At 59.2% G+C, this 26308-nt stretch carries 31 protein-coding genes and 1 pseudogene; 8 read left to right on the top strand and 24 right to left on the bottom strand.

Going from position 1 to position 26308, the window contains the following annotated elements; genetic code table 11:
- Window positions 1-139: 139 nt before the first annotated feature.
- Window positions 140-661: a DsbE family thiol:disulfide interchange protein gene (locus B9Z47_RS11705; protein ID WP_108331415.1), complete on the bottom strand. Its 522-nt coding sequence runs from the start codon at window positions 659-661 to the stop codon at window positions 140-142.
- 221 nt (window positions 662-882) lie between these two features.
- On the opposite strand from B9Z47_RS11705, the gene cadR reads away from it, so the two are divergent.
- Window positions 883-1281 (top strand): Cd(II)/Pb(II)-responsive transcriptional regulator, encoded by a 399-nt coding sequence (gene cadR / locus B9Z47_RS11695; RefSeq protein WP_108331413.1) that lies wholly within the window; start codon window positions 883-885, stop codon window positions 1279-1281.
- Between the two features lie 3 nt (window positions 1282-1284).
- Here cadR and nadE read toward each other — a convergent pair whose 3' ends face one another.
- The gene (gene nadE, locus B9Z47_RS11690; RefSeq protein ID WP_108331412.1) at window positions 1285-2118 is read right to left on the bottom strand and encodes an ammonia-dependent NAD(+) synthetase; all 834 of its coding nucleotides are present in this window, start codon (window positions 2116-2118) and stop codon (window positions 1285-1287) included.
- A 292-nt stretch (window positions 2119-2410) separates the two neighbouring features.
- Here nadE and B9Z47_RS11685 point away from each other — a divergent pair, with 292 nt between their 5' ends.
- A complete protein-coding gene (locus tag B9Z47_RS11685; RefSeq protein WP_108331411.1) occupies window positions 2411-2650 on the top strand; it encodes a zf-TFIIB domain-containing protein in 240 nt (79 codons plus the stop codon).
- 16 nt (window positions 2651-2666) lie between these two features.
- Window positions 2667-4199, top strand: a complete 1533-nt coding sequence (gene lnt, locus B9Z47_RS11680; protein WP_369912162.1) for an apolipoprotein N-acyltransferase — start codon at window positions 2667-2669, stop codon at window positions 4197-4199.
- Window positions 4200-4399: 200 nt separating this feature from the next.
- Here lnt and B9Z47_RS18955 read toward each other — a convergent pair whose 3' ends face one another.
- Together B9Z47_RS18955 and B9Z47_RS18950 are read right to left on the bottom strand one after the other, a co-directional pair.
- The gene (locus B9Z47_RS18955) at window positions 4400-4705 is read right to left on the bottom strand and encodes a DUF3703 domain-containing protein (RefSeq protein WP_233253782.1); all 306 of its coding nucleotides are present in this window, start codon (window positions 4703-4705) and stop codon (window positions 4400-4402) included.
- Between the two features lie 234 nt (window positions 4706-4939).
- A pseudogene (locus tag B9Z47_RS18950) lies at window positions 4940-5625 on the bottom strand (sterol desaturase family protein); the annotation flags it as partial.
- 215 nt (window positions 5626-5840) lie between these two features.
- Between B9Z47_RS18950 and B9Z47_RS11670 the strand changes: the two are divergent.
- From B9Z47_RS11670 to B9Z47_RS18945, 5 genes are all read left to right on the top strand, one after another.
- Window positions 5841-8015, top strand: coding sequence for a protein-disulfide reductase DsbD (locus B9Z47_RS11670; RefSeq protein ID WP_233253778.1), 2175 nt, complete (start codon window positions 5841-5843; stop codon window positions 8013-8015).
- A 59-nt stretch (window positions 8016-8074) separates the two neighbouring features.
- The gene (locus B9Z47_RS11665) at window positions 8075-8701 is read left to right on the top strand and encodes a cation transporter (protein WP_108331465.1); all 627 of its coding nucleotides are present in this window, start codon (window positions 8075-8077) and stop codon (window positions 8699-8701) included.
- A 234-nt stretch (window positions 8702-8935) separates the two neighbouring features.
- The gene (locus tag B9Z47_RS11660; RefSeq protein WP_108331408.1) at window positions 8936-9319 is read left to right on the top strand and encodes a type II toxin-antitoxin system RelE/ParE family toxin; all 384 of its coding nucleotides are present in this window, start codon (window positions 8936-8938) and stop codon (window positions 9317-9319) included.
- On the top strand, window positions 9316-9645 hold the full coding sequence (locus tag B9Z47_RS11655) for a helix-turn-helix domain-containing protein (RefSeq protein WP_108331407.1): 330 nt from the start codon (window positions 9316-9318) through the stop codon (window positions 9643-9645). Before B9Z47_RS11660 ends, B9Z47_RS11655 begins: the two co-directional genes overlap by 4 nt.
- A gap of 98 nt (window positions 9646-9743) precedes the next feature.
- A complete protein-coding gene (locus tag B9Z47_RS18945) occupies window positions 9744-10391 on the top strand; it encodes a hypothetical protein (protein WP_233253777.1) in 648 nt (215 codons plus the stop codon).
- A gap of 44 nt (window positions 10392-10435) precedes the next feature.
- Here the strand turns inward: B9Z47_RS18945 and B9Z47_RS11645 are convergent, their stop codons facing one another.
- From B9Z47_RS11645 to B9Z47_RS11555, 20 genes are all read right to left on the bottom strand, one after another.
- A complete protein-coding gene (locus tag B9Z47_RS11645; RefSeq protein WP_108331406.1) occupies window positions 10436-10618 on the bottom strand; it encodes a hypothetical protein in 183 nt (60 codons plus the stop codon).
- Entirely contained in the window at window positions 10615-11085 is a 471-nt protein-coding gene (locus B9Z47_RS11640; RefSeq protein ID WP_108331405.1) for a lysozyme, read from the bottom strand. Before B9Z47_RS11640 ends, B9Z47_RS11645 begins: the two co-directional genes overlap by 4 nt.
- A complete protein-coding gene (locus B9Z47_RS11635; protein ID WP_108331404.1) occupies window positions 11082-11558 on the bottom strand; it encodes a hypothetical protein in 477 nt (158 codons plus the stop codon). Before B9Z47_RS11635 ends, B9Z47_RS11640 begins: the two co-directional genes overlap by 4 nt.
- Entirely contained in the window at window positions 11555-11854 is a 300-nt protein-coding gene (locus B9Z47_RS11630) for a DUF6127 family protein (protein WP_108331464.1), read from the bottom strand. Before B9Z47_RS11630 ends, B9Z47_RS11635 begins: the two co-directional genes overlap by 4 nt.
- Before the next feature lie 75 nt (window positions 11855-11929).
- Window positions 11930-13297: an SPASM domain-containing protein gene (locus B9Z47_RS11625; RefSeq protein WP_108331403.1), complete on the bottom strand. Its 1368-nt coding sequence runs from the start codon at window positions 13295-13297 to the stop codon at window positions 11930-11932.
- The gene (locus B9Z47_RS11620; RefSeq protein ID WP_108331402.1) at window positions 13297-13854 is read right to left on the bottom strand and encodes a hypothetical protein; all 558 of its coding nucleotides are present in this window, start codon (window positions 13852-13854) and stop codon (window positions 13297-13299) included. Before B9Z47_RS11620 ends, B9Z47_RS11625 begins: the two co-directional genes overlap by 1 nt.
- On the bottom strand, window positions 13851-14642 hold the full coding sequence (locus tag B9Z47_RS11615; RefSeq protein ID WP_108331401.1) for a hypothetical protein: 792 nt from the start codon (window positions 14640-14642) through the stop codon (window positions 13851-13853). Before B9Z47_RS11615 ends, B9Z47_RS11620 begins: the two co-directional genes overlap by 4 nt.
- An 11-nt stretch (window positions 14643-14653) precedes the next feature.
- A complete protein-coding gene (locus B9Z47_RS18390; protein WP_146185788.1) occupies window positions 14654-15265 on the bottom strand; it encodes a hypothetical protein in 612 nt (203 codons plus the stop codon).
- Window positions 15266-15277: 12 nt separating this feature from the next.
- Complete coding sequence (locus tag B9Z47_RS11610) at window positions 15278-15472, bottom strand: hypothetical protein (protein WP_108331400.1); 195 nt, start codon at window positions 15470-15472, stop codon at window positions 15278-15280.
- Window positions 15473-15474: 2 nt separating this feature from the next.
- A complete protein-coding gene (locus tag B9Z47_RS11605) occupies window positions 15475-16920 on the bottom strand; it encodes a hypothetical protein (protein WP_108331399.1) in 1446 nt (481 codons plus the stop codon).
- An 18-nt stretch (window positions 16921-16938) separates the two neighbouring features.
- Complete coding sequence (locus B9Z47_RS11600; RefSeq protein WP_108331398.1) at window positions 16939-17127, bottom strand: hypothetical protein; 189 nt, start codon at window positions 17125-17127, stop codon at window positions 16939-16941.
- A gap of 14 nt (window positions 17128-17141) precedes the next feature.
- Window positions 17142-17480 carry a hypothetical protein gene (locus B9Z47_RS11595; RefSeq protein WP_108331397.1) on the bottom strand — a complete coding sequence of 113 codons (339 nt, stop codon included), beginning with the start codon at window positions 17478-17480 and terminating at the stop codon, window positions 17142-17144.
- 1 nt (window position 17481) lies between these two features.
- Complete coding sequence (locus tag B9Z47_RS11590; RefSeq protein WP_108331396.1) at window positions 17482-20451, bottom strand: phage tail protein; 2970 nt, start codon at window positions 20449-20451, stop codon at window positions 17482-17484.
- Entirely contained in the window at window positions 20451-20945 is a 495-nt protein-coding gene (locus B9Z47_RS11585; protein WP_108331395.1) for a GNAT family N-acetyltransferase, read from the bottom strand. Before B9Z47_RS11585 ends, B9Z47_RS11590 begins: the two co-directional genes overlap by 1 nt.
- Window positions 20930-21493, bottom strand: a complete 564-nt coding sequence (locus tag B9Z47_RS11580) for a hypothetical protein (RefSeq protein WP_108331394.1) — start codon at window positions 21491-21493, stop codon at window positions 20930-20932. The genes B9Z47_RS11585 and B9Z47_RS11580 overlap by 16 nt, the downstream gene beginning before the upstream one ends.
- A gap of 11 nt (window positions 21494-21504) precedes the next feature.
- Window positions 21505-22104: a hypothetical protein gene (locus B9Z47_RS11575; RefSeq protein ID WP_108331393.1), complete on the bottom strand. Its 600-nt coding sequence runs from the start codon at window positions 22102-22104 to the stop codon at window positions 21505-21507.
- Window positions 22105-22107: 3 nt separating this feature from the next.
- Entirely contained in the window at window positions 22108-24906 is a 2799-nt protein-coding gene (locus B9Z47_RS11570; protein ID WP_108331392.1) for a phage tail tape measure C-terminal domain-containing protein, read from the bottom strand.
- Between the two features lie 7 nt (window positions 24907-24913).
- Window positions 24914-25162, bottom strand: coding sequence for a hypothetical protein (locus tag B9Z47_RS11565; protein WP_108331391.1), 249 nt, complete (start codon window positions 25160-25162; stop codon window positions 24914-24916).
- Between the two features lie 23 nt (window positions 25163-25185).
- Complete coding sequence (locus tag B9Z47_RS11560; RefSeq protein WP_108331390.1) at window positions 25186-25629, bottom strand: hypothetical protein; 444 nt, start codon at window positions 25627-25629, stop codon at window positions 25186-25188.
- A gap of 17 nt (window positions 25630-25646) precedes the next feature.
- Window positions 25647-26294 carry a phage tail tube protein gene (locus B9Z47_RS11555; RefSeq protein WP_108331389.1) on the bottom strand — a complete coding sequence of 216 codons (648 nt, stop codon included), beginning with the start codon at window positions 26292-26294 and terminating at the stop codon, window positions 25647-25649.
- Between the last annotated feature and the right edge of the window lie 14 nt (window positions 26295-26308).

The following is a 26308-nucleotide window of genomic DNA, read 5'->3' as shown; positions in this document are numbered from 1 at the left end:
ATCATGCGCGCTGTAGGAGCCGTAATAAATTTGGCACTTCCATGGTGTTCTAGTTGCGGGAAAGATAAATGAACCGCAAGAGCTGCTTGTAAGCAATTGCCAAGAGGCTGCCGAGCGCTTGGCTGTTATCACTTGGTCCTTACGCACTCAGCTTGTTTACTAGTGGGACGATAGTGTCGCGAACTACCTCTGGTGTCAGTTGTCCGATGTGCTTGTGGCGGATCACGCCATCCCGGTCAATGACGAAGGTTTCTGGCACGCCGTAAACCCCAAAGTCGATGCCGACCAGCCCGTCTGCGTCCACCAGCGACTGTGTGTACGGATCGCCATACTTCACTAGCCAGCGCGCCGCGCTGTCGTTTTTGTCCTTGTAATTCAGCCCGTAGATTGGCACGATACCCATACGGGCTAAGTCCATCACCACCGGGTGCTCCGACTGACAGGCTATGCACCATGAGGCCCAGACATTAAGCACCCAAACCTTACCGCGCAGATCCTGGGCGGAGACGAAAGTGCCGGGCGCATGTAGCGTTGTAAGGCGAAAAGCTGGTGCTGGTTTGTCGATCAACGGCGATGGGACTTCGCGCGGATTCAGGGTGAGGCCGATCCCTAAAAAGCCTATTAACACCAAGAAAGTAATTAGGGGTATGTAGCGTTTCATAATCTGTGTGTCGTGATCAACTGGCCGCAGTCGCCAGTTGAGGGCACTGGGAACTGCGCACGCAATAGTTGCTTATGGTGGTATCGATCAATATTGCAAGCAGTCCAACGACGAAAATTTTTTTCTCATAAGTCTTTTCTGTTTGATCGTAAATGTATTGCCTGTATGCATTGATTAACTTACCTCTAGTTGGTATAGAGTCAAGTCTTTGGAGATTGAGCATGCTGCAGATCGGTAAATTGGCTAAAAAGGCAGACTGCCTCGTGCAGACGGTGCGTTTCTATGAGTCCGAGGGATTGCTTCCCGAGCCTGCCCGCAGCGAGGGCAACTTCAGGCTGTACGACGACGTGCATCTGCAGCGCTTGCTGTTCATCCGGCGGTGCCGGGCCAAGGACATGACACTGGATGAGATCCGGCAACTGTTGAGCTTCCGGGATCGACCGGATCTGGACTGCGGTGAGGTGAACACCTTGGTGGACTCTCATATCGTTCAGGTGCGGGCCAAGATCAAGGAGTTGCGCGAATTGGAACGCGATTTGATGGAGTTGCGAAGCTCCTGCGATTCCGGTCGCACTGCGGGTGAGTGCGGAATTCTCAGCAGCTTGGCTGAGCCTGCCTGAAGCTCAAGTGGGCCGCCAGGGGGCCGGGACAGCAGGTAGCGTCCTCTTGTGGGCAGTGCGGCGAAAGGTCTGCACAATGACCTCCGCGCTTGCCGAGTCCACCTCCTGGCCTTCGAGGAAATCGTCGATCACGTCGTAGCTGACGCCGAGTGCCTCCTTATCTGGGCGCAGGGGGCGCATGGATTCCAGATCTGCGGTCGGCACCTTCTGCGCCAAACCCTCGTCACCTCCGAGGGCGACAGCTAAGGCGCGGACGCGCCGCTTGGTGAGGCCGCCCAGCGGACTCAAATCGAAACCGCCATCGCCGAACTTGGTGAAAAAGCCCATGACCGCCTCGGCGGCGTGGTCCGTTCCGACCACCAGCCCACCTGTTGCGCCTGCAACTGCGTACTGCGCAATCATGCGTTGCCGCGCCTTGATGTTGCCAAGTACGAAGTCTTCCTGCCACTGATCGTTGAACGTGAGCCCGCTGGCTTTCAACTGTTCGAGCATGGCGTCGGCCGCGGGCTTGATGTCCGTGACCAGAGTCTCGTCAGGATCGATGAAGGTGAGTGCCCGTTGCGCGTCCGCCTGGTCAGCCTGCACCCCATAGGGAAGCCGCATCGCGATGAACCGGATTTGCATCCCCGAGGAGCGCAGGTGCTCCACGGTGACTTGGCATAGGCGACCGGCAACGGACGAATCCACTCCACCGCTGATTCCGAGCACCAGTGATCCTGCATTGGCGGTTCGCGCGTACTCCGCGAGAAATCGCATGCGCTTGGCGATCTCCGCCGATGCATCGAAATGCGAGTCAACACCCAGCTCGGCGGAAATGCGGCTCTGTTCTTCTGTCATGCTTCGATCTTAGCGGAGCAGGGAAAAAATTCGGGTTCTAGCTCTCCGTTATTCGTGGTCTGTCACGAGCATGGGCTGAAGTGGATTTGGCCACAATCTCTTATACAAGCGGCGTGTGAGACGCGTTGTCTCAGCGTTCTGATGGCCGTCGAAAAACGGCGGCGCCAGCTTCCTCGGGCTGCTGTAGCTTGACTCTCTACCCGGTAGAGAGGTCACAATAAAAATTGTCTGTGCCAGTTAAAAAGGTGCACGGCCAAATTAATCAAATTTTTGTACCGACAAGAGGTCCCAGATGAAGTGTCCAACGTGTCCTGACTCCGTCCTGACCATGTCCGAGAGGCAGGGCGTGGAGATCGATTACTGTCCGCAATGCCGGGGTGTCTGGCTGGACCGCGGTGAGCTCGACAAGCTGATCGAGCTTTCCGCTAGACCGGTCCAGTCCATGCAGGATTCCCGGCCTCGGCACTCCGATTTCGAGTCCCGAGATCACCAACGCCGCCGGAAGTCCTGGCTTGGAGAGATTTTCGATTGATAGTGCGGTAATTCGCGTGAAGTCGCTGGCTACGCTGCGCGCCGTTTCGGCCCCGGCGTTGGCTTTCGTTGCTGGCTTCATGCACGCGTGGGCCATTGCTTCGCCCTTGGGAGGACAACCTGTTTGGTGGTTGCAGTTGATGGCACTGACGCTCCTGGTAATTCTGCTGGACAGATGTCGGTCTGCAACCGCTGCCGCCTGGCTTGGTTCGCTGTTCGCAACATGCTCAATCGGCGGGTCTGTCTGGTGGCTCTACATCTCGCTGCACGTGTACGGAGGGCTCTCTTCCGCCATGGCTGGACTGAGTGTGCTGGGTCTTTCAGGCTTTTTGGCCGTTTACTATGCACTGGCAGGCGCCGTGTTCTGTCGGCTTCGCCCACGCGGGCCAGCGTTCCGGTCTTGCTTGTTCGCCGCAGTGTGGCTGGCTGCAGATTTGCTCCGCGCCACGCTACTCACTGGTTTCCCGTGGGGAGTTGGGGGTTACGCCCACATCGATGGCCCTTTTTCGGCACTCGCGCCTTGGGTTGGAGTGTACGGTATAGGTGCGGCGGCGGCCTTTGTTTCCGCGCTGCTTGCCGCCGTGCTGGTACGCCCAGCCCAAATTTGCGGTGCTTGGCAACCTCTGTTAGTCGTCGTTCTCGTCGTCGTTGCCCTTGGGCGTTCGCATGAAGCGCAAGACCTCGAGCGGGCTCCGGCCGTGTCTGTGACGTTGTTACAGGCAAACATTGCGCAGGAGCAGAAGTTCGAGTCGGCAACGGGCGTGCGCGATGCACTAGAGTGGTACGCCACACAACTGATGGCAGCAAGCACCGCGTTGGTAGTGGCTCCCGAAACTGCGATTCCGCTATTGCCCGACCAACTGCCGGCCGGGTATCTGGAAAAGCTGCGATCACACTTCGCTACGGGGCAGCGGGCGGCGCTCATCGGCATCCCGATGGGTCGAATAGTGGAAGGATATACAAATTCAGTCGTTGGACTAGGGCCCGGCGCAGACGAATACCGCTACGACAAGCATCATCTCGTGCCTTTTGGCGAGTTCGTCCCTCCCTTGTTTAGGTGGTTCACTCGAATGATAAAAATTCCATTGGGGGATTTCGAGTCCGGAGCGGTGGGGCAGTCCTCCTTTCAATGGAGTGGCAACCGCTTTGCCCCCAATATTTGTTATGAAGATCTGTTTGGGGAGGAACTGGCTGCCCGTTTCCGTGACAAGGCTTATGCGCCGACCGTTCTAGTTAACGTGAGCAACATTGCTTGGTTTGGCAATACTGTTGCCATCGATCAGCACCTTCAAATCAGCCGTATGCGAGCGCGTGAGTTCGAAAGGCCGATGCTGCGTGCGACGAACACGGGCGCCACAGCCGTGATCGACCGTTTTGGCCGCGTTACCGATTTGTTACCTCGACATACCAGAGGAGCTCTTGTCGCGCAGGTGCAGGGGAGCAAGCTGATCACTGCGTATGCGTGGTGGCTGTCGCGCTTGGGGTTATGGCCGTTCTGGGTGCTGGTCGCGGCGGTGCTGACCGTGGCTGGCAGGGCGTCTCGCGAATAGTCGTCTATGGCGTCTCCTGCGAGTCCGATAATTTTGATGGCGATATACATGTGGGTCTCCCCACCTGCGACAAGTCCTCATTTCGCAGATGCTCGGGGTGCAGGTCCGTCCGAAACGCGATGCGGAGAGGTCGTCCCTCTGGAAGCGTAGAGGCCAAACCCCACTTCTTGCCTGCCGGGGTCCGCGGCGTTCGGCTGGGGTTATCGGCGCTGGAAAGTGAGCGGGTCCAGTTCCGACGGCCATGTGCCGCGCTCCATCACCCTAAAGCGCCCCGTGCCGACGTTCTGGGGCGGAGTGCGCCCAAGGGCGTGACCTACTGGGGCCAGCGCGAGACGAAGCACCTGGGCCAGCACTTCCGAATAATCGCGACTCCTCCACGCCAAGCCGAGCATCGCCGTGTGGCTAAGCAAGTGCAAGCCAAGGTAGGGCTGGCACACGATGTGTCCAAGCTCATGGGCGCGCCACGCGGCACCCAAGTCCCCAGCGGCCTCGCTGGAAACTGCCATGCCGGTCTCGCGCAAGAAAGCGGCGCGGGCGAGCGCATAGTCACCTGAGGAAGTGCTGGCCGTCGCTGGCCGACGACTGAAGGGATAGACCAGCTGCGAACCATAGTCCATTGGAAAGTCTGTCTCCTTCAAACCCACTTCGGTGGCGCCCAGTTGGCGATTTGGAAGACGGAAGGTACCGAAGAGGTGGTCCCAGAGCATCCAGAACTCCCCGTAGTTGACTTGCGCGTCCTCGTACTCGCGCTTGTGGTGCCACCGGTGGACCTCAGCGGCCCCGATCAGGAATCGCAGCGGCCCAACCCGGTAATCCAGGTTGGAGTGCTGGAATGCGAGGTGGACGGCGAGCAGGCCGAGCCACGCTCCGACGGCAAGTGCCGGTGCCCCCATCAGTACCACTGCAACCAGGCCAGGTGCGGCCATCATCCCGGCCTGCAGAGGGTGCCGGCGTTCCCCGTTTGCCCATACAGGCGTTCCGAGCTGTGGTGGATCGCATGGAATCGCCAGAGCCAGTCCACACGGTGACTTACCCAATGGATGCTGTAGAGGCTGAAATCCAGCACCACACCGACGGCAAGAGCCTGCGCCCAAAGCGGCCACTGGTCCGGCCACCGTACCCCGGCCGACCATAGAGGCGCCAAGGCAGCCACGATCCCATGGACAGTGAGAAGCACCGCGAGGTTCACCACCGCGTGGATTGCATCGCAAACGCTGTCGCGGTGGTCCTGTTGCCAGGCCGTGTGAAAAGGCAGTCGCCTCTCCAGCAAGCCGACTGAAGCAAGGGCGGCGGCAACTATGAGTGGCACTGTGGGGAAATACGGCCAGCCGGCAGCAAGCCCGCCGAAAAGCACTATGGCGGTTGCGCCAAGGATCAGCGGGTAGCTGCCGTATCGGATGAGCGCCTTAGTGTTTTTGGGTTTCATTTTCCAGTTCTGACAATGATTTGGTCAGATTGAAAACCCTCTAGCCACAGTAGAGTCAAGCGCAGCGAAAAGAGTCCCCTGGCGAGCCAAGGCTGCTAACCAGCCTTGCCCCGAATACGCCTATAGTTCGCCCGACGGCGACGGGTTTGCCGCGTCGCAAAGCTGTACTTCTATCCATTTTTATGCAATCTGTATCTCTCATTGCTCGCCTATTCATGCTGCTGATCCTGCTTGGGGGAGGGGTCGCATCGGCTCAGCCCGGCGGCAAAAGCGTGGTCGTGACCGAGCGCACCCGCGCCGAACTGCTGACCCATGCGCCCGAGGGCTTGGAGCCGGGCAAGCCAGTCTGGGTCGGCCTGCAGCTTGCGCATCAGCCAAAGTGGCACTCGTATTGGAAAAATTCCGGCGATTCCGGGCTCCCAACCAAGCTCGAATGGAAGCTGCCCGCCGGAGTGATGGCGGGCGAGATCGTATGGCCAACGCCCGGCAAATATTCGATCGGCACGCTGATCAACTACGGCTACGAGAACACGGTGCTGCTGCCAGTACCCCTGATCATCACGCCGGAGTTCAAGCCTTCGCTCTTGGGTGGCGCGCTGGAGGTCAAGCTCAAGGCGCAGTGGCTGGTGTGCCGCGAGCAATGCATACCCGAGGAGGGCGAATTCTCGCTCTCGATTCCTGTCAGGAGCGCGACGGCCTTGCACGGTTCCGTTTTCCAGGCGAGCTTTGCGGCACAGCCCAAGCCGCTGACGGGTCAGGCAACCGCCACGATCGATGGGAATGCTTTGCGGCTTCGGATCAATGGGCTACCTGCGGGCCTTCGCGGCAAGCCGTTGGAGTTTTTTCCAGAAACGACGGAGGTTATCGAGACTTCCGCGAAATGGAGCCAAGCATGGGACGGCCAGGTCTGGACCGCGCAGGTCCCGCTCTCGCCTCAGCGCAGCCAGAGTCCCGACGTGATGCCGATCATATTGACACAGGGAAACGAGGGCTGGAGCATCGACGCGCGGGTGCAAGGCACGTGGCCCGCGACCGCCGCACCAGTGGCCGTGTCGCCAGCTTTGCAAGAAGCGCTTCGCAACAACACGGCCGCGGCCGCATCGGGAGCCGGGCTGACGTTCACGGCTGCCTTGCTGGGCGCGTTGCTTGGCGGACTGATCCTGAACCTGATGCCTTGCGTCTTCCCAGTGCTCGCGATCAAAGTAGTCGGCTTCACCCAGCATGCAGCCGATCAGCGCGCCCGGCGCCTCGACGGGGCCGCGTATTCCGTGGGAGTCATTGCCTCGTTTGCGGCCCTTGGCCTGCTTGTCATTGCGCTACGCAGTGCGGGGCAGCAGCTCGGTTGGGGGTTTCAGTTGCAGATGCCCGGTGTGGTCGCTGCACTTGCCGTGTTGTTCACCCTGATCGGCCTGAACCTGGCCGGCGCGTTCGAGTTCCGCCAGTTCATTCCCTCTCGCCTGGCATCTCTCCAGAGTAGCCATCCTGTCCTTAACTCCTTCCTGTCCGGCGTGCTGGCCGTCGTTGTCGCGTCCCCCTGCACCGCGCCGTTCATGGGCGCTGCCTTGGGATTCGCCATCGGCCTGCCGGCCGTCCAGGCACTGCTGATCTTTGCGACGCTGGGCCTCGGCATGGCCCTGCCGTATCTGGTTGCCAGCTGGGTTCCGGCAGTTGCACGCTTGCTGCCTCGGTCTGGCGAGTGGATGGTGACTTTCCGCAAATTGATGGCCTACCCGATGTTCGCCGCAGTGGTGTGGCTGTTGTGGGTGCTGGGGCAGCAAAGTGGCATTGATGCGGCGAGCGCTCTGCTGGTGGTCTTGATCGCCATTAGCATGCTGGCCTGGAGCATGGGTTTGGCGGGGCGCGCGCGAGTAATCGTCGGCGTGATTGCGGTCGCTTGGGCGGCTGGATTCGCTTGGCTTCTCGGTGGTCAGATCGCTGCAGCACCACTACAGCGGGTTGTAGCGGTGAGCGACGGGGTCTGGCAGGCCTGGGAGCCGGGCCGGGTGGAGCAACTGCTGGCCAGCGGACGTCCTGTGTTTGTGGATTTCACCGCGGCATGGTGCGTCACCTGCCAGTACAACAAGAAGACGGTGCTGCAGAGCCCTGAGGTGCTCGCCGATCTCGCCGCCAGGGACATCACGCTGCTGCGCGCGGACTGGACGCTGCGCGATCCCGCCATTACCGCCGCACTGGCTGCGCTGGGTCGCAACGGCGTACCGCTGTACGTGCTCTACAGCTCAAACGCTGCCCCGCGAATTCTCTCGGAGATACTGAGCCGGTCAGAGCTGCGGGAGGCTCTGACAGCCGTACCCCTGGCAGCACGCTCTTCGGCGGTCGTGCCGTCGCTAACCCCACGTCCCGAATTGCGCCGCAGCATCTCCGCTCCATAGCACTTGACTCTCCAGTCCCTATAGGCCTGAGGATGACGGAACGTAAAAGGAATACACATATGGCTGACACCGAGGAAGACGACGAGCTCGGCGGGCTGGACGCGAGCAACGCGACCGACCGCAAGATCCTGCGAACCGTGTTGCTGATCAACCTGGGACAGTCCGCTGCCGGCATCGGCCTAGGCATGTGGGCTGCCTCCACCGCACTGATGGGCGCCGGGCTGGACAACCTCGCCGATGCTTCGGTCTACGCGGTTAGCCTTTACGCCGTCGGGCGGGCGGCAATGGTCAAGGTGCGTGCGGCGCGTTTGTCGGGCTTCTTGCTCATCGGCCTTGCCGTGCTGTTGCTGGTAGAGGTCCTGCGCCGCTTCGCTGGAGGGGAGGAACCTGTCGGTCCGGCCATGATGGCCATGGCCGCTGTGAACGCGGCTTTGAACCTGGTGTGCCTGAGGCTACTGCGCCGCCATCGCGGGGAGGATGTGAACTTCAAGGCGTCGGCGATCTTCACAAGCAATGACTCCATCGTCAATGGAGCCATTGTGCTTTCCGGCGCGCTCGTCATGTGGCTGGGATCGAACGTGCCAGACCTTTTGCTGGGTCTCGTTGTGGCCGGGATCGCAGCGAACGGCGGCCGGGAGATTCTGCGCGAGGCATCGGAAACGGCTCAACGTGAAGCAAGCACATGAGGTCGATGACCGTGCCGCTGTAGCTAGCTGCCGTGGTGCCCTGCGCCGGGATGGCTTGCATGGTCGTCCCTCTCCGAGCTCCTCGCCAAGGTCTTGAGGCGACCGATCTGGCTTCCGGTCGCCGGCGGCCCTTCATGCGCATGCCGGCGCGTCCGCGTGGAAAATCCGATGTTGCCCAAGGTTTGGCCTTCTGCGAGTTGACGGCGATATGCCTAAACGGGCATAATTGAAACAATGCTGAAGCAAGCACGCAAGCCCATCAAGTGGGTCAGTTCCGCCAAGCGCGATCTGGATGCGATGCCAGAAGACGTCAAAGACGTTTTTGGCCATGCCATCGACCTAGCCCAGGCTGGCGGCAAGCACCAGGATGCCAAGGTGATGACGGGTTTCGGTTCGGCCGGCGTGCTGGAGGTGGTCGAGGACCATCAGGGCGACACCTTCCGGGCCGTCTATACCGTCAAGTTCGCCGGGTGGGTTTATGTCCTGCACTGCTTCCAGAAGAAGTCCAAAAGCGGCATCGCCACGCCGAAGCCGGACATGGACTTGATCAATATCCGCCTGAAAGCCGCGAAGCAGGATTTCGAAGCATGGCAAGCACAGCAAGGAGCACGCAAATGAATGGTCACAACGAAATCATGATCGAAGAAGGCGGCACCAATGTCTATGTCGACCTGGGTTATACCGACGCTGCGGAAATGCAGCGAAAATCCCAGCTTGCAGGCGAGATCGCCCGCGCGATCAAGGCGCGCCGCCTGACGCAAGAAGATGCGGCGACGCTGCTGGGAATCGATCAATCCAAGGTCTCGCGCATCACGCGCGGCAAATTCCGCGGGGTCAGCGAAGCCAAGCTGTTGGAGCTGGTAGCCAGGCTGGGTCACGATGTGAAGATCGTGGTCGGCCCGGTGCGGCGCCGCGCCGGCAAGATCGAGCTGCAGTTTGCCTGAGCTTGCCCTGCAGCGCCAGGCGCAACCAAACTTGCGGCACTCTTGCCTGTCAGCTGTAGAGCTTGCATGTGGACCGGCGGGCGCCTGACGACAGTGACATGACTCGTCTCGCCCAATACATCGAGGCTGCTGAACGCGACAACACGCGGCGAAGCTACGCTTCGGCCATATGGCATTTTGAAATAGAGTGGAAAGGCTTGTTGCCCTCGACGGCTGACGCCGTTTCCCGCTATTTGGCCGACCACGCGGCTACCCTGGCCATGAACACACTGCGCCAGCGGCTCGCGGCGCTGTCCCGCTGGCACACCGACCAAGGTTTTGCAGACCCTACCTATGTTGATAGGTTGCTCAAGAAAGAACTCGAAGAACATGCAAATGATATGCGGCGGATGCGCGAGAAAATGCTGGCCTCTACCGGCAGTATTTTCGATCAGGTTCGCAAGAGTTCGTCTGCCTTGGGCTCGACCCTGACTGAGTTCGAACGACTGACAAAAAGATCGGCGCATGTCGAGATCCATGCACCGAACATGGATCACTTCCACGCGATGAACGAGCAGTTTGCTCGGCAGGCGCGTGAGCGGGCGGAAGAGCTTGAGATGGTTCGCCTGACGGGAAAGATGACAGCCGATTCGGCCAAGACCCTCAAGGATCTAGCAGAGGCGGCAACAGTCCTACTGGAGCGACTGGACGAGCGTGACGAGAAGGCTGATAAATCCACAAGGACCCAAATCAACATCGCCGTCTGATGGTTGGTGTTTCGGCGGTGCTAGCCTTGTTCGCATTAATCTTCTCAGGTCTCGCGTATTTTCAAGACAGAAACAATATCGACGCTGGCGACAGTTGGCAGGCGAAGCTGCTTACGACCATCAGCGATGGAAACCTGAGGCGCGATGCGTCTGAAAAAGAAAATCAGCGGCTGAGCGATCAGGTCACGGCCCTCGAAGCAAAGATCGACCACATTGAAGAAGCTCAACGCATTGAACCGCACAGAAAGAGCGATGCTTCAGCGGCACGTCGGGCGACGAGTCCTGGAAGCACCTTACCGCTGCCATAGACCCACCGGCGCAACTCCTGAACAGCGCCCGACCAATCCTGCTGGTTTATCCGCCGTCGCAGCGTTGATGTCTGCAGCCGACCCGCGCCAAGGTTGAAGGTGAAATCCACGATGGCAGCCAGCCGCGATTCAGATTCCGTGGCCAGCACTGGGCAATAACGCAGGGTCGCTGCGAGCGCCGTTTGCAAGTCTAGCGCCAGATAGACCTCGGCTTCAGTCTCCGTGATCGGCGGATGCTTCGGATCGCAAAGGTGTCCGTAGCCGATGGTCCAGTAGCCAGCCGGGCAGACGTAGGGATGCGCGCGGCCGGGATCGGCCCGCGGCACCCGATGGAACCCCTCGAAGCGCTTGGCGAGATCGATGGCCGCCTGCGGCACTGCGATCACGGCCGCACCCGGTCGAACACGCGCCCCAGGAACCAGAAGTTCAGCACCCCGGCCCATAGCGCCTGATCGGCCTCGGTCCAGGCGTGCAGGATCGCCGCGCCCCAATCGGCGCCTCCCGACATGGCACCGACGAACGCCGCCGTCTTTGCCGCACAGTACAGCGCCATGAACCAGTAGGTGATCACTGGGCGAACAGTGCTGGAAAGTGCATCGGCCCAGGCCACCCCAATTTTTTCACCCTGGGTGCGCACGGCATCTCGCAGGGTTTCGATTGCGCCGGTGTTCCATGCGCCGTCGGCGGCCGCGCCGATCTCGGACATGCGCTGGGCACCGCGCAGTTTCTCAAACTCCAACGCCTTGTCCTGCATAGCCAATTCATGTTCACGCTCGCCTTGGCGGTCGAACCATTTCAGGACCTCGGGAGCCAGGCGAAACGCGCCGCCCAGCAAGCCACCCAACAGTGTCTCGATCATTGGGGACCTCCCATCAGCCGTAACTTGATGGCGATGCCGACCAGCAGTGCAGCCAACACGCCGGTGGTCAGCACCTTGATCGTGGTTTGCCAGGCCGTTCGGCGCGCTTCCCGCCACGCATCGATGAGACCCCGCAGGTCGCGGATGTCGGCGGCGGCGTGGCCGTTTTCAAGGCCAAGGCAGGCCAATGCGCGCTCGGCACCTCGCTCGGCGGCGCGGGTGAGCAACTCATCAAGGTCCTCCGGGCGCAGGTTCAGGATGTCAGCACTGTGGTTGCTGGTGGATTCTTCTGTCATGGGCATCTCCAAAAAGAAAAAGCCCGCACTGGAGTGAACCAGGCGGGCGATTGATAAAAGGGTTTTTTTTGCGGCTTAAGCTGTTTGCTGCGCTGCAAGGATTGGAATTACGCGCCTTACTGGCGGCGACTCCACGGTGCTCTTTGCAAGGCCAAAGATGTCCTTGCGCTCTGGCGGTAAATCGCCGTCGATAAAGACCGGCATGCATCCCGTGAGGAACTCAATGGCCGCCGCAAAGAACACCAAGTTGTCCGAATAGGCGGCGGCGCACCCAGCATCCCAAAGCGGCCCTTCCAAGAACATGCACGAGCCCTTGCACATTTGCAGGACTGGGCAAGACGAGCAGCCTTGGCGCTGGCTCCAGTGCGTGGCGCTTTTCATGCGCACGGCTGGCAGGTCTGAAAGGTGGCCAATCAAATGACTCTGGCCATTTGGAGCAAAGGCAGCAGCGCTCACGTTCTGGCAGGTCACGACATTGCCCTTGAGATCCACAGCCAGGTTGTTGCTGCGGTCCATGCCGCACTTTTGCCCAAGCGCAGAGGCTGGGCGCTGGTAGCGAATGGAATCGATGAAGTCTTGGATCTTTTGGTTGGTGAGGTCAAAGCGACTGGCAAGGCCAGTGCGAATCTCGCCAAACCCTTGCCTGCGAAACTGTGCGTGCTCAGCGGTGGTCTTGAAGGTGGCAGCCAGCCCACCTTCATCGTAGGGGTCAATAAAAGCACCTTCACCAATCTGAACATCGGCATCAAAGCGTTCTTGCAGCCAAATCTGTACTGCTGCCCTGCTCGAATTTTGGCTGCTAATCATCGCGTTGATGCTGATGCGGCCCTGCGGTTGGAGGCGCGCGTACAAATCCATGATGGCGGCGCGCTGCTGCGGATCATCCAGCGGGTCTGCCCCGCGTGCGTGGTGTCCAGGCCCATCGTGGGATAGCCCGACGACGAAGCCCATGCGGTCCAGCCACTCGTTGGTCTCAAGACTGAGCAATGAGCCGTTGGTGATGATCAAGAACTCAGCATCCGGGTACAGCACTCGCAGGCGCTCAGCCAAAGGCTTCAAGGTCTTGATGTACACCAGTGGTTCACCGCCCCAAAATTCAATGCGCTCGGGAGCCTGGCTCAGGCTGGCGATCAACTGCTGCAGAAAATTCTCTACATCCTCGGGGTTGGTGCTTTCAGCGTGGGGCACAAAGCGCTGGCTGCAGTAGTTGCACTCGTAGTTGCAGGACAAGCCGAGGCTGATTTTGAGGGTCTTGATCAGGCCTTTTCGGCCTGGCTGAGTGGTACTCACGACCGTGGCGTCCTGAAACGTATTGGGATTGACTTCCAGTACCGGGGAGCCAAACCCATCCGCTCCCCAGGTCAGGCTACTGGTCTGGTTGTCGTACAGCAGTTCGCGCTCTGTGTTGTCCGGCGCGATAAGTTTGATCCGAAACTGTGCCATCAGAGCACCTCCATCTCGAGATGAATCTCGACGCTGGGACGCTCGCCCAGGTAAACATGCCCGAAATGCAGCAAGTGGCTCGGAAACACCAGAAGCAAATCCGGCTGCGGATCGACCATGGTCACGCGCTCTTCACCAGGCAGCGCCTTGCTGCCAAAGGGTCCGATCGGACTTTGCAAAACCAGTGCGCCATCATGCTCGCCGCGCTTATGGTCAGAGTGGGCATCCCCATCGATCCAGTAAATGGCAGAAAGGTGTGCCGACTCCACATGGGGCGGCACAAAGTCGCCTCTAAACTGGACCAACTCCCTGCCAGTGATAGATGCGATGCCAATACCGAAAGCCTCGCTGGTAACGGCTTTGATTCGTGCGAACAGATCTGCAAATGCAGGGTCCATGAATTCGAGTGACTCGCGGGTCGAGCGGCTCCAAGGTTTTCTCTTGGAGTTGAGTTCGCCATAGACGGCGAGCGTCTTGTCCTTAAGGACCTGGCGCTCCTCATCCGTCAATCCAAGTTGGGTGCGAAAGACCGGAGTTGGGAAAAGCAGTTGCATCATGCAGCCACCACCGCAATCCGCGCATCCTCTGCGCCTGGAAAATACTTCCAGCCGAACTTCACCCGGATTTCATCTCCAGCAGACATGCCTGCCGCCGAGACGGGAACCGAAGCCAAACCATGAGACGCACGCACACGTGTAAAAGGCACCAGCCCACTCACAGCTTCCAGGTAGACAACAGCCTCCCGGTCAAGCAGTTGACCAGTTACATCCTCGATGCGCAATTCGATCAAGGCACTGCCGCCTGCTGCAACACTGGCAGGCGCTTGCACATGAATGAAGGGAAACGCCATGGTGCGGACAGCGCCGCTGCTGGCCGCATCGCTCCAGACCAACGCGCAGTGCTCATCGACCTGAATGTTGGCATCCGTCGCCTGCGCGTTGAGGTTCACCGTGATGAACAACTCATCGTCACTGGCCGCTGCGAATGGCACGTTGATGCCCACCAACAGATTTCTCTTGAGGCGTTGGGCGTAATCGACCGCTGTCTCGCGATTGGGGAGTGTCTCTGGGTACAGCGCAAAGACAGGAAGAAACGCCCCGGCATGAACAGCCACAAAGTACGTCTGGTGATCGCACCAGTCGTAGCGCTTGCGCAGGTCACCAACGTTGACGACCACGGACTCGATCAACGACAAGCCTGCATCACCACTGGCCGCTTCATCGGTCGCAGGTGGAGGCAGATACAAGGAAACGCTCAGGTCGCTGGTGGCGGGGTCGAAGCCAAGATGAACGGTTGGTTGAAACTGGGGATGAATTTGTGCGTTGCGCACTGCAATGATTTTCATGGGATGGGTCCTTAGCAGCAGCAATCGCAGTTGCAATTGCAGTTTGTGTTTCGATAAATGCGCACTGTGTTGTCAGTCGCGACCTGAACCAACGCAGTGGCTGCTAAAGCGCCACCAACGCCATCGCCAACGTTTCCGCTGTACTGGAATGCCGCCACTGCAGTAGGACGTCCGCTTACCCCTGTCCATGGCACAGTGCCTGCGCTACCCGCGTAGTTCACCGAGAAGTTAGACGGGTTGTAGACATAGAAATTGGTTCCGTCGTTACCACCCCAAACCCAGGTCGGCTGACCGGACTGCCCCGTCCAGTTGTACGTGCCAGCGCCCGCCGTTGAATTGAGTTTGGATGCGGTGGCCGCATTGCCGCTTACGCTGATAGGCCAGGTCCCTGATGCGCCGGTGCCACCGGGTTGCGGAGGCGTGAAGCCGAGTGCGGCAATCACCTGCGCATAGGTCGGCGCTGTGGCGTTGATCACACCCAGCGCCGTTCGTGCTGTCGCGGCTGTCCCGTCGGTTCCCAGTAAACCAGTGAGGTAGTCGTTTAAAGAATCAAGGGCAGTCTTGAACTGCCCTTGGGTTACGGTAGTGCCAGTGAAACTGGCCTTCGATGGAATAGCTGCCATGAATGTCTCCGGTTATTTCCACATGGGCGCGGAGTTCCCCTGGCCCGGCACATAGCCCGGCTCAAAGGTAACGATCACGCCGTCTGCGCGTTTAAGGTAAATTTTTCCGTCCGCCACGTTGAGTACCAACTCACCCAGCGTGACTTGCGCAGCGGTGGGCACAGCGGCTGCCGTACTGCTGCGCTTGTGCAGGATGGTGTTGGGCATGGTTAGAACGAGCCTCCGTCAATCGTGGCGCTGGTGGACAAGGCGTCCGTGATGCCAAAGCCAGACAGGGTTGTAGGTTTGCCACTGACGCTGGTCCATGCGGGCGTGACCGTGACAGCCGCACCAATGGCTGTGACTCTGCCTTTGGCATCAACGGTGAATGGCGTATGCGCCGTGGCTGAATTGTTGTATGTGCCCGCCGTCACGCCGCTGGCAGCTAGGGTGAGCGCCATCGATGTTGTGCCCGAACCAGTGACATCGCCTGAGACCGTGATGTTTTGGTTGGCTGTGATGTAGCCTGGGTTGGTGCCCCCAGTGACCCGTCCGGTGACGTCCACCGTCATGCTGGAATAGGTGCCAGCCGTGACGCCCGAGGAGGTCATTGACAGCGTATTGCCGGACTTGGTCAGGCCTGTGCCCGCAGTGAGTTGTCCCAGACCGTTGAATTGCTGAAACGTCAAGGCGGTAGTGCCGATCGTGATCGGGTTGTTGCTGGCAAGCACCCAACCTGAATCAGCGTAGGTAGTCCCTTCCTCTATAAAGGTGTACAACCCGGAGGAGACCTCGCCTGCAGGAGAGTTGTCGGCGTCTGCCGTGCGCGTCCATGCGCCTGCGGCCACTAAATACAAACCGTTCTGGCTTCCAGTCGTCTGGTCTTTGACCAGCACCCTGTCACCTGCGATGAGCGCTACACCGTCAATCGTTTGTGTTCCTGAGAGCGTGATGTTGGCCGTGGTGGCCGCGCGAACCGACGCTTTGAAGTCCAGCCCGGTGATGGCGTTGTCCACGTACTGCTTGGTTGCTGCGTGAAGTGCGTTGGTAGGGTCCGCCGCTAAAGTCAAAGCGCCAGTGAGCGTGCCTCCGGTGAGCGCCAGTGCGTCGGTGATCCCGTAGCCAGACAGCGTAGTTGGCTTGCCGGTGACACTGGCCCAGGCGGGCGTCACTGTTACGGCTGTACCGATGGCGGTAATGCGGCCTTTTGAATCAACAGTGAATGGCGTGTGCGCCGTGACGCCGTTGTTGTAAGTCCCCGCCGTAACACCGCTGCTGGCCAGAGTCAGTGCAATCGCTGTTGTGCCTGAACCCGTTGCATCACCAGACACCGTGATGTTCTGGTTGGCAGTGAGGTAACCCGGATTTGAGCCGCCAGTCACGCGTCCCTTGGCATCCACCGTGACGTTGGAGTAACTGCCAGCAGTGACACCACTGGCCGCCAGTGCCAGCACCACGCCGCCCGACAGAGTACCTGTGCCGGTCGCATCTCCACTGACTGCGAAGCTGTCAGCCTTCTTGGCAAAGACTCCCGAGCCAGCGGCGGCAGTGACAACACTGCCAGACTCGCCAATGAACAGCGTCTTGCTGACTTCGGACCAGGCCAGTTCACCCACTGCCAGCGTTGGAGGCGTAGCGGTGGTGGCGGATCGTTTGATTTGAATGAGGTTGGGCATAAGGTTCTCCGTTGGAATTTAGAAATAGCCCGCGTCCAGGGCCAAGGTGCTGACATCAGGCAAGGGACCGGGCGGGCCGACCGCACCCTGATCGCCCTTTGGACCTTGAGGTCCGGGAACGGTGAGCGTGACTTCGACCGAGGTGCTGTCCCATTGCGGCTGCAGGGTGAGGCTGACTTCTGTGGTGGCTGCAATCGTTGTGGTCATGGATCGGCCTCCATTTACTGGCTCACATCGGGCACGACCGGCACGATGAATGTTTCAGTCGATCGCACCGTCCCGCCGCCATGCACTTCCACATCGCAGTACAGATTGGCGGGGGCTGGGAATGTGGCCGACTGCGCCGGATCAACAAGCGAGAGGTAAAAGCGGCCAGGGTTCAAGGTCTGGTCGGGGTCAATCGCCGCCGACAGATTGGCAACCAAGCCTCCAACGCTGGTGCGCAATTGGGATCGAATGGTTTGGTTGGTCAACTGGCTCGCCACACCATTGATGCGGTAAACGCCAGACAAAGCGAAGGTATCGCCCCGCTTGAACGGGGGCGTTGTTTGTGCAGTCATCTCAATATCCTTGAACGTAGGCGTCAACCGTACCAGCGGTTGCAGCGCCACTGGCGTTGAAACACTGGATCAGCGGACCCGAGGTTGATTTGTCGACCACGCGGGCCGTGGTGGCAGAGCCACCGTCTGAATGCAAAGTGAGACTCACGATCACCACGTTTCGCCAGCCGGTGCCAATCGACAAGCGCGAACCGCCCGAGGTAATCACCACATCGGGCAGGCGAATCGTTTTGTCGGGGACATCGATTTGCGCCACCACCGAGCCAATGAGGCCCTGCAGATTGCTCTGGTCGACGTCGATACGGAACTGGTAAGTTGTCCCTGCGTCAGCCCAAGCCCGCCCCGGAAATGGCACGTAGGCCACGTCCGGTGACTTCTTCCAAGTGATCTTCCAGGCATACCCACTGACGGTGGCCGCGATCGTGAGACTGCCGCTCTCGGTAAATGTGACGCTGCCGGTCCAGAAAATCGCCTGGTACTGAGGTACCAGAAACACCGCCGTAGTGTTGGTCCAGAGTTGAGCAGAATCGTTGCTCCACATGCGCGATGAATCGGGTGCCAGCACCGGCGTCGTGTTGAGCGTGTAGCTTGCAAACACGTTCTCCACCGGCGCATCACCTAAGTTGCACGCAATGGCCGTGACGTTCAGGCTCTCATTGCCGGTGGTATCGAACGCTTTGATCAAGATCTGACCTGCACCATAAGGAATGGTCACCAAATCCCATGGGGAGACAGCCAGCAGGCCGGTGTGCAATTCCAGCGCGTCCGACCAGGAACGGCTGCCACCCGGCTGCCAACGCACGCGGTAACCGGCAAGATCGATATCTGAGACTGGCCCCCAAGTCAAGCGCTCGCCGTCCAGGCGCAGCCAAGGAACGTCTGACGGAGGCGCTGTTTTGCCCACCACCTGCACGGTTCCCTGGCTCCATGCTCCGCGCACGCCGATCGAATTGATCGCCCGAATGCGCACGTTGTAGTTGGCTCCGTCTTGCACCGGCGACACCCAAGCCACACCCAATTCGGCAGCAACAATGTCCACCGGCGACCATCCCAGGTCGGTCGTAGCTTGGGTCTGAACTTCGACCTGCCCCTTCTGAGCGTAGACCTCGGTAGGTGCGGTCCAGCCCACGCGGATGCGCGAAATGACAGAGCCATCGGACAGACGCAGCAACTCGGTCGTTCCGGAGGCCAGCGTGAGACCCGACACGGCAGGCACGCTGAACGGGTCAGGCAAATTGGACTGAGCGATGACGGCGGCAGGCGACAAGATCGCTTGTGTGTAAACACTGGCGCTGTATTCACGGGCTACGACATAGACCTCGTCGTTGTCCTTGATCTCGATCTGCATGATCCGAAACAGCTTGGCGCTCCAGCCCGGCGTTGAATGCGTGATCGGCACTACGTCCCCAACCTCGCAGCGCAAGCCCTCCTGAAAAGCGGAGAACTTCACCACCAAGCCGTAGCGGCTCTGGTTTAGCGTCAACTGACCGATGTTCTGCGCCCGGTAGCTGTTGGCTGTGAACGGCAGGTCGATCTTGGCTTCCAAAATCAGACCGTTATCGGTGGCACGCAAAGCTGTGGACTCGACCATGGCCAGATCGGGCTGCCACTTCTTGGCTGGGTTATAAAAACCAGCGGTGACCCGGTTGTACTTGGCGCGTTTACCGGCTTGGCTGATGACCCAAGAGCCGGTGATGTTGCTCTCAGTAAACCCAAAGCTTGAGGCCGTGGTGGCAACGTCAAGCACCAACCGGTACTTGCCGCCGCTAAAAACCAGCATGCCCCGGCACGCGGTGAGCAAAGCGCGCACATTGTCATACGCGGTCTGGTTCGTGTCGATCGTTCCGTCGCAGGCGTAAGCCGCGTAGTTCACCTGGGCGAGCGTGTGCTGCCCAGACCCTGCTGAAATCAGATCGATGGCCACACCTGCGTAAGCATTGGCCAGCGTGGTGGCGAGTTGGTAGCTGGTGTCAGTTGCCTTGATCGCGTAATAAGTTGTCCCTACCACCAACGGGCTGGGCACGGTGGCGGTACTGCTCACCTTGACGCCATCCCCTGTGTCGATAGGTATCGGCTGGGCGAAAGTCAGCGCTTCAGTGGTGGTGCTGACAGTAAAGATGTCAGAGAAACTTGGAGCTGTTATCCGAATATCGCAGGCGTTCGCAGCCGCTGCAATGCTCGTGTCATCGATTGCGCTGGACGCAATACCGCGACCGTAAATGGCGTTGCTCAGGTAGTCCCGGATGACGAGTGCCGGATTGTTGGAGTACCGGGTCTGGCCGTCGCGTGGGTCGTACAAAGTCCTGCCACGCACATCGGCGGTGATTGTGGGGAGGCCAGAGAAAGCGTTGCGGTCGTATTTGAGCTTGACGTACAGGTAGGCGCAGTTGGAAAGTTTGCAGGCGCTGGTCCACTTGGGTACATCGGCGGTTAGTGCTGCATCGGCTGCTTCACCGGGTGTACCTAGATGCTTGGTGACAGTAAGCAACCCGGTGAACTTGGCGTCCGTAGAAAGCACATCGTCCAGATAAACGTTATCGATCGCGGTCACTGGGCCTTCTGAGAGCACCAGCACCAGATGCAGGTATTCGTTGCTGCTGCCGGAAACTTCAATGAACACCCGTGTGCCACCCACCCGGCGGCGACCGTAAATCACTGGAATGGGGTCGACATTGCTCTGAGAGTTGATCAGGATGCCTTGCGCCTGGGCCGAAGACAGCGCTGACTGCGCGCTTGATGGCGAGTTCGAGCCGATCAGTGACTGCACCGCCAAGTTGGCAACACCACCGGCGACCAAACCGGTCGCCCCGCCGATGAAGCTGGCAGTGGCAAGCGATGCGCCAAGAACGTCAGCCGCTGCAGCCGTAATGCCCGACTCAATGACCATGCCAAGTACGGCATCGGCCACCACCGCACCAACGGCCTCAGACACCACCGATCCAACGATGGCTCCAATGACGATACCTGCCATTACCCGACTTCCCTGTCCCGAACTACCTTGGCGTACATGCGTTCAACGTCCTGGTAGCCCAGGTGTTCGAACAGGCGACCGAAGTCTTTGGTCTGTTTGACGTGGTAATAAATCTTTTGCACGCCCTGGGCTTTGAGGCCCATCTCGGCAAAGCGCAGCAGCTTCAGAACGACACGCCCGGCCCTTACCTCGGGCACGGCATACACAGCGCTGTTGGCAGCGACCAGTGCGTCCTGGTAATGGATGTGGGTCTGCACGATGAATGCGGCGTAGCCCACGATCACGCCATCACGTTTGGCGATGAAGGTGGCGAGTTTCCCGGCGGCATCGAGTTCGCCGTACCGAGCCCAGTCGATGTTCAGGCGTTCGAGATCCTTTTGGCCGACTTCTTCGTACTCACGTTCGGCCAGGACTTGCAGTTCTTGGGTCGCCGTCGCAATCGGAATACGCGCATATGTGTAGAAAGATCGTCCGCTCTTCACAGGGATCCCCACTTGATTTCCCGGTTGATGTTGGTCACAAACTGAAACCCCCGGTCGCCCGGAAACCAGATCTGCTCTTCCGGGTCATTGGTGTGTCTGCCCGGCGTGCGTTGGAAATCCACCCACTGGGAGCTGGCAGTCACTGCGATCGTGCAGGTGCCGTTGTTGGGGTCGTCCGAAATTTCCATGCTGTCGATCCGACCATCGAACACCAGCAAAGGGTTGCTGATGATGGCCATGCGGTAATCCAGAAAACCCTTGTAGATGGCAATTCGCCGGTCGATATAGGGCTTGGACAGCGCAATCGAGATCCAGGTCTGGTCTACTGCCGAAACTTGCACCGTGACGTTGGGAATGCTCATGTCGCTGGTCTCTGACAGGCCGGAGAACCCGAGGAAGTACCCGTTGGCCGTGTAGGTGTTGGTGCTCCACAGCACATTGATCCAGGCATCCGTCATGCGGATGGTGCCGTCGTCAAACCAGGCCTCAACCAAATAGACAGGCTGGTTGCTTGACTTGAGGATCTCGGCGATGAACTCTGAACTTGCTCCACGATCCATAAAAATTGACCTTAAAAGGCCTCCACCAACTGCAAGCTGAAGTTGTAAATCGACCCCGGAGCCACGGCAGACTCCATCGTGTCCGTACCCAAAGCCAGCGTGAACGGCACGTTGCGCACGGTAATCACTGCGCCATCGGCAGGAACAGCCAGTAAGGCAGGCTCAATCGCCACGGTTGCCAGGCCAAAGGCATCGGCATTCACATCAGCGGTGACCATGTAAACCTTGGTCTGACCAGTAACGCCAATGAAGTCACCCGCTTTAAGTGCGCCGGAAAGACCTGCCGTCCAGCCGCGCGTGGAGATGCTTCTGCCTTGCTGGTTCGCTCCGTTGATCTGCGGTGTGCCGGTAGCCGCCCCTCGAGGCAGTTTGTGCGCAGGCAGCACAGCGGTGAAGCTGTCCCACTGGCCGCGCTGGGCTACAACAAAGGCCTGAATCGGCGCGAATTGAGCACGGGTCAAGCCCACCCAGTCGGCAGTAATCACCCAGCGCTGAGCGCCATTGGTGCGCACACTGCGGCGCAGGTTGTGTGAGATCGAGACGCGCGTGGGCTGATAGGACTGAATCTTGATGGCGCTGGGCGCGGGGGTCAGAGGAAATGTTCCGCTCATGACTTATCCCGTGATTCCGTAGCGCCCGCGCATGTTGAGCGCCTGGTTCACGATGCCCACCACCACGGCCTTGTTTTGCACCATGGCAGACTGGAAACTGCGTGCATCCATGGCACGCACCGAGAAATTGATGTTGATTGGCGCTTGGGCTGTGGCCGTACTGCTGTCGCTGCTGCCGGGCGATGATGTTGTGCCAGCCGACTTCCCGTTGGGGACGATCGTTCCCGCGCCGTTGGGCACGAACCACTCGGGGCCTTGCTCGCCCACGATGTAAGGCTGGCCACCGGCGACCGGACCGCCGTCGGCCTTGAACAGGCCCGACAGAAAGTTTCCCGCGCTACTGAACATCCCTGAGAGCGACAGGCCGCTGGTCGCTTGCGCCAGTGGTTTCATGATGCTGTTTTGAATTTGGATGCGAATCAGGTCCGCGATGATGGAATTGGCCAGGCTCTTGAAGTCGAGCTTGCCCGTCTGCACAAAGCTCACCAGCGCGTCTTCCATACCTTTGAACGCATTGGTAAAGAGCCGCTCGGACTGGGCTGCCGCGTTGGAGACGGTTTCGATGTAGTTGTTCAGTGCCTTGGTAACGCCCGTCTCCCAAGAGCGCTCAGCATCCCACCGGGCTTCAATCGCTTTGATCATGACCGCCGTGGACTTGACGGCCTCATCGCGCAGGCGCTGCTGGGTATCTGCTGTCAGTTTGGTGCCGCTTTGCTCGGCATCCCAGATCTGCTGCTCGACGGCAAGGAAGTTCTTGCGCTTGACGTTTGCAATCTCCTGCGCCTGGGCGTTCATGCCAATCAGCTTGGTCTGGAAGATGTACTGATCGTTGGCCTGCTCCAAGCTGTAGGTGAAGGCATTGATGCGCTTGGTCTCATCAAACTTTTGTTGGGCATCGAAACGATCATTCACCGCCTGGACCAAGGTCGCGGTCGACTTGATTGCCTCAGAACGAAGACGTTGTTGAGCCTCAACGGACAATTTGGTACCGCTCTTTTCTGCATCCCAGATTTGCTGTTCAACAGCCAAGAGGTTTTTGCGGCCCTCGGTGGCCAGTGCCTGATCGCGGGCATTTTGGCCAATCAGCGTGTTCTGAAATTGGTACTGCTCGTTGGCCTGCTCCAGGCTGCGGGTGAAGGCATTGATCTGCTTGGACTCATCGAACTTTTGCTGTGCATCGAAACGCTGATTGACGGCCTGCACAAGGGCGGCTGTCGACTTGGTAGCCTCGGCGCGCAATCTCTGCTGCGCCTCTGAAGACAACTTGGAGCCGTTCTTTTCTGCATCCCATATTTGCTGCTCAACGGCCAGAAAGTTCTTGCGTCCTTCCGTGGCCAAAGCTTGATCGCGAGCGTTCAGACCAATGAGGGTGTTTTGAAACAAATACTGTTGGTTGGCCACATCCAGGCTGTGAGCAAAAGCATCAATACGCTTGCCTTCGTCAATGGACTGGATGCTTGAGACAGTGGCCGTCACCTTGGCCATGTCACCCAGACGGCCTTCCTTGACCGCCAGCAGGCGGCCTTTTTCGATCATGGCCTCGTACTTGCCCAGTTTGTCTTTGATGGCCTCGACGTTGAGGGAGGCCAGGTAGGAGTCAAACGGGCTGGTTTTGTCGGGACGCTGGTCTGGAATAGCAAACGAACGCTTGGGCGAATCGACGGGTTTCTTCAAACCTGCATCCCGTTGGGCAAACTGCTCGTCGAGTTTGGTGAGAAACAGCGGCGCGGTCCAAATCTTGACCATGTCCTGGTTGAAGGACTCGGCGTGGCTCTTGAGGTCAGAGGTCAGCGTCGCAAAGCGGCGCTTGACCGGATCGAGTGACTTTTCACTGATCATCTCTGCGCCAATGCCGTCCATGAAGGCCAGGACCGAAACGATGTCCGCACCGGTGGCAGCAATGGCGTTACCGGCAATGCGCACAATACGAACGCAGGCGTCAAAGATGTCGATAAAGGCAGCCACAGCACGCAAGCCTTCACGCGCCCAGGTCTCAATCACGTTGTCTTGCTTTAGTTGCTTGGCCGTGTCGTTGAGCCGCTCGGTCATGCTGCCTGAATCCAGCAAGGCGTCGGTGAAGTCACGCATGACAGGTAGCAATGCCGAGGCAATGGTGTTGTAAAGGGATTTTTTCCTGCCCTCCAGGCGCACCAGGTTCTTTTCGTACAGGTCTGCTTCGGCCGCCATCTCGGACGTGACCTTGGCGTTGAGTTCGCCGATTTCTGCCAGGTCTTGCATGAACGGCAGCAGCTCTGCGCCGCGCTTGCCCAGCAGCATCTGGGCAGTGGCCACCGCCTGAGTGCTGCTGTCCATGGAGTCAAGCTTTTTGGCCAGATCCAGCATGACTTCACCCGAGTCGCGCAACTTGCCAGAAGAGTCGGTGACCTCAACGCCCAGTGATTTGAACAAGTCAGACTGCTTTTGGCTGCCGCCTGCCGCCTCGAACATGGCTTTGGAGAGCTTTTGCAGCCCGCCCCCGACCTCTTCCAAACTGGTACCCGAGAGTTTGGCTGCCGACTTCAAGCCAGAGAGGGCTTCCACCGTGGCACCGGTCTTCTTAGCCATCTGGTCGAGCTCACCCGCCGACGCAATCGCCCCCTTGATGCCGTCGGCAAAGGCGTCAAAGGTGTATGCCGCCGCCATGGCCATCACTGCGCCTTTGACCGTTTTCATGGCGGTCTCCGACACATTGCCGATGGTGTCCATGGCTTTTTTGGCCATGAACTCGGCCTTGTTCAGGTCGGATTCAAAGCGAGCGACATTGGCCTCGAGGCTGACCACGAGACTGGCGAGGGTTGCCATGATGGATTTATTCCTTTTTGCCCAAGAGGGCTGAGATCAAACGGCTGTGCGCCTCAACATCAAAGACTTCATCTGGCGGTGCATCGGCGTCATTGGTGGCAGTAGGCTCTGAAGTACGCAGTCCCGGCATAAAGTCATCGGCCTGGTACGCGTCCTGACCTTCGCGGCGGTGGACGTTGGCCAGCGTGGCGCAGACCTGACCGAAGCCAAAGTCGGCTCGCATGTCCGGCAGGCCTTCCAGAGAGGCAAACGCCATCCACTCCGCAACCTGCTGCGAACTCAGGCTTGCGAGGAGATGGTCAGGGTGTTGGAATCCAAGGGCAAGGCAGAGTCGGAAGTAGAAACGGCGCTCGGGACGCCGCTGGAGTTTTTTGTGAGTTCCTCCACATCCGCGCCGGACAAGCCATTGAGCTTTTGCGCAATGGCAAACACCCGGTCCAGTGCCGCACCAGATTTGGCACCGAGCAGATCAACCTCATCGTCGGTGAACAGACGCTGTCCACCTTCATCAATCACAGTCAGCCCCACCAGACGCGCACGCATATTTGTGAGATCAACCTTGCGGTCCTTGCCCTCGCCACGGACCATGCTGGCCTCAAAGGCATCACGCTCGCGACCGGTGAAACTGCGCACGCGTACGGCACCTCCCCATTCGGGGACATCGACGTCCTCTGTTTGAAGGTCGTTGGCGCAAAGGATGGCAGTTTTGGAAAGTAGTGTCATAGGATTCCTTGGAAAAATTAAGCCCAGGTGATCGAGCCGGAAATACGCAGTTCAGCCGAGCGCCGGATCGCCTGATCCACCGCGCCCTGGCTGTTGAATTTCTTCACGTAGGCGGTAAAGGTTGCGGTGTTGCCGTTGGGCAAAATCAACTTGAAGCTCTTGGCCACACCGGTCACCAGCGCAGTCATCAGGGCCAACTGACCTGCATCGCTGTTGTCCTGGTCGACCTCGATGGCAAATGCACCCGGATCAAAAAGACCCAGAATGAATTCCTTAGCGGTCGAGTCAAAGTTGGTTCGCTCAATCTCGGAGGCAGAGCCGTCAAAGCCGCTGTAGCTCTTGACGTTGGATATCTTGGTCCACTGCACAGGGGTTGCAGTACCGCCACTGGTGTAGGTCGTAAAACCAGTCGCATCCAGTCCAGCGAGGGTGACGATCTTGGTCGTAGGTTCGATGTACTGCACAACGAAGCTGTTGCCGTTGAGTTGCGTGGTGCCAACGACCCCAGCGATGGTGATCACATCACCCTTGTTCAATGCGGTGACCGCTGAGAGCGTGACCCGGCAAGGGTTGGTGAGCGAGACAGCAGTGATGGTGAGCGCCGACCCGGTGGTCGTGCCAATACTGACGGTGGAGCCTTGGGCTGAGATGGCGGTGCTGGGCATAGAGTTCTCCTAAA

It is taken from the genome of Limnohabitans sp. 2KL-1 (assembly GCF_003063435.1).
Lineage (GTDB): Bacteria > Pseudomonadota > Gammaproteobacteria > Burkholderiales > Burkholderiaceae_C > Limnohabitans_A.
Note: the sequence above shows the minus strand (reverse complement) of the source record. Positions and strands in the feature narration are given on the sequence as shown.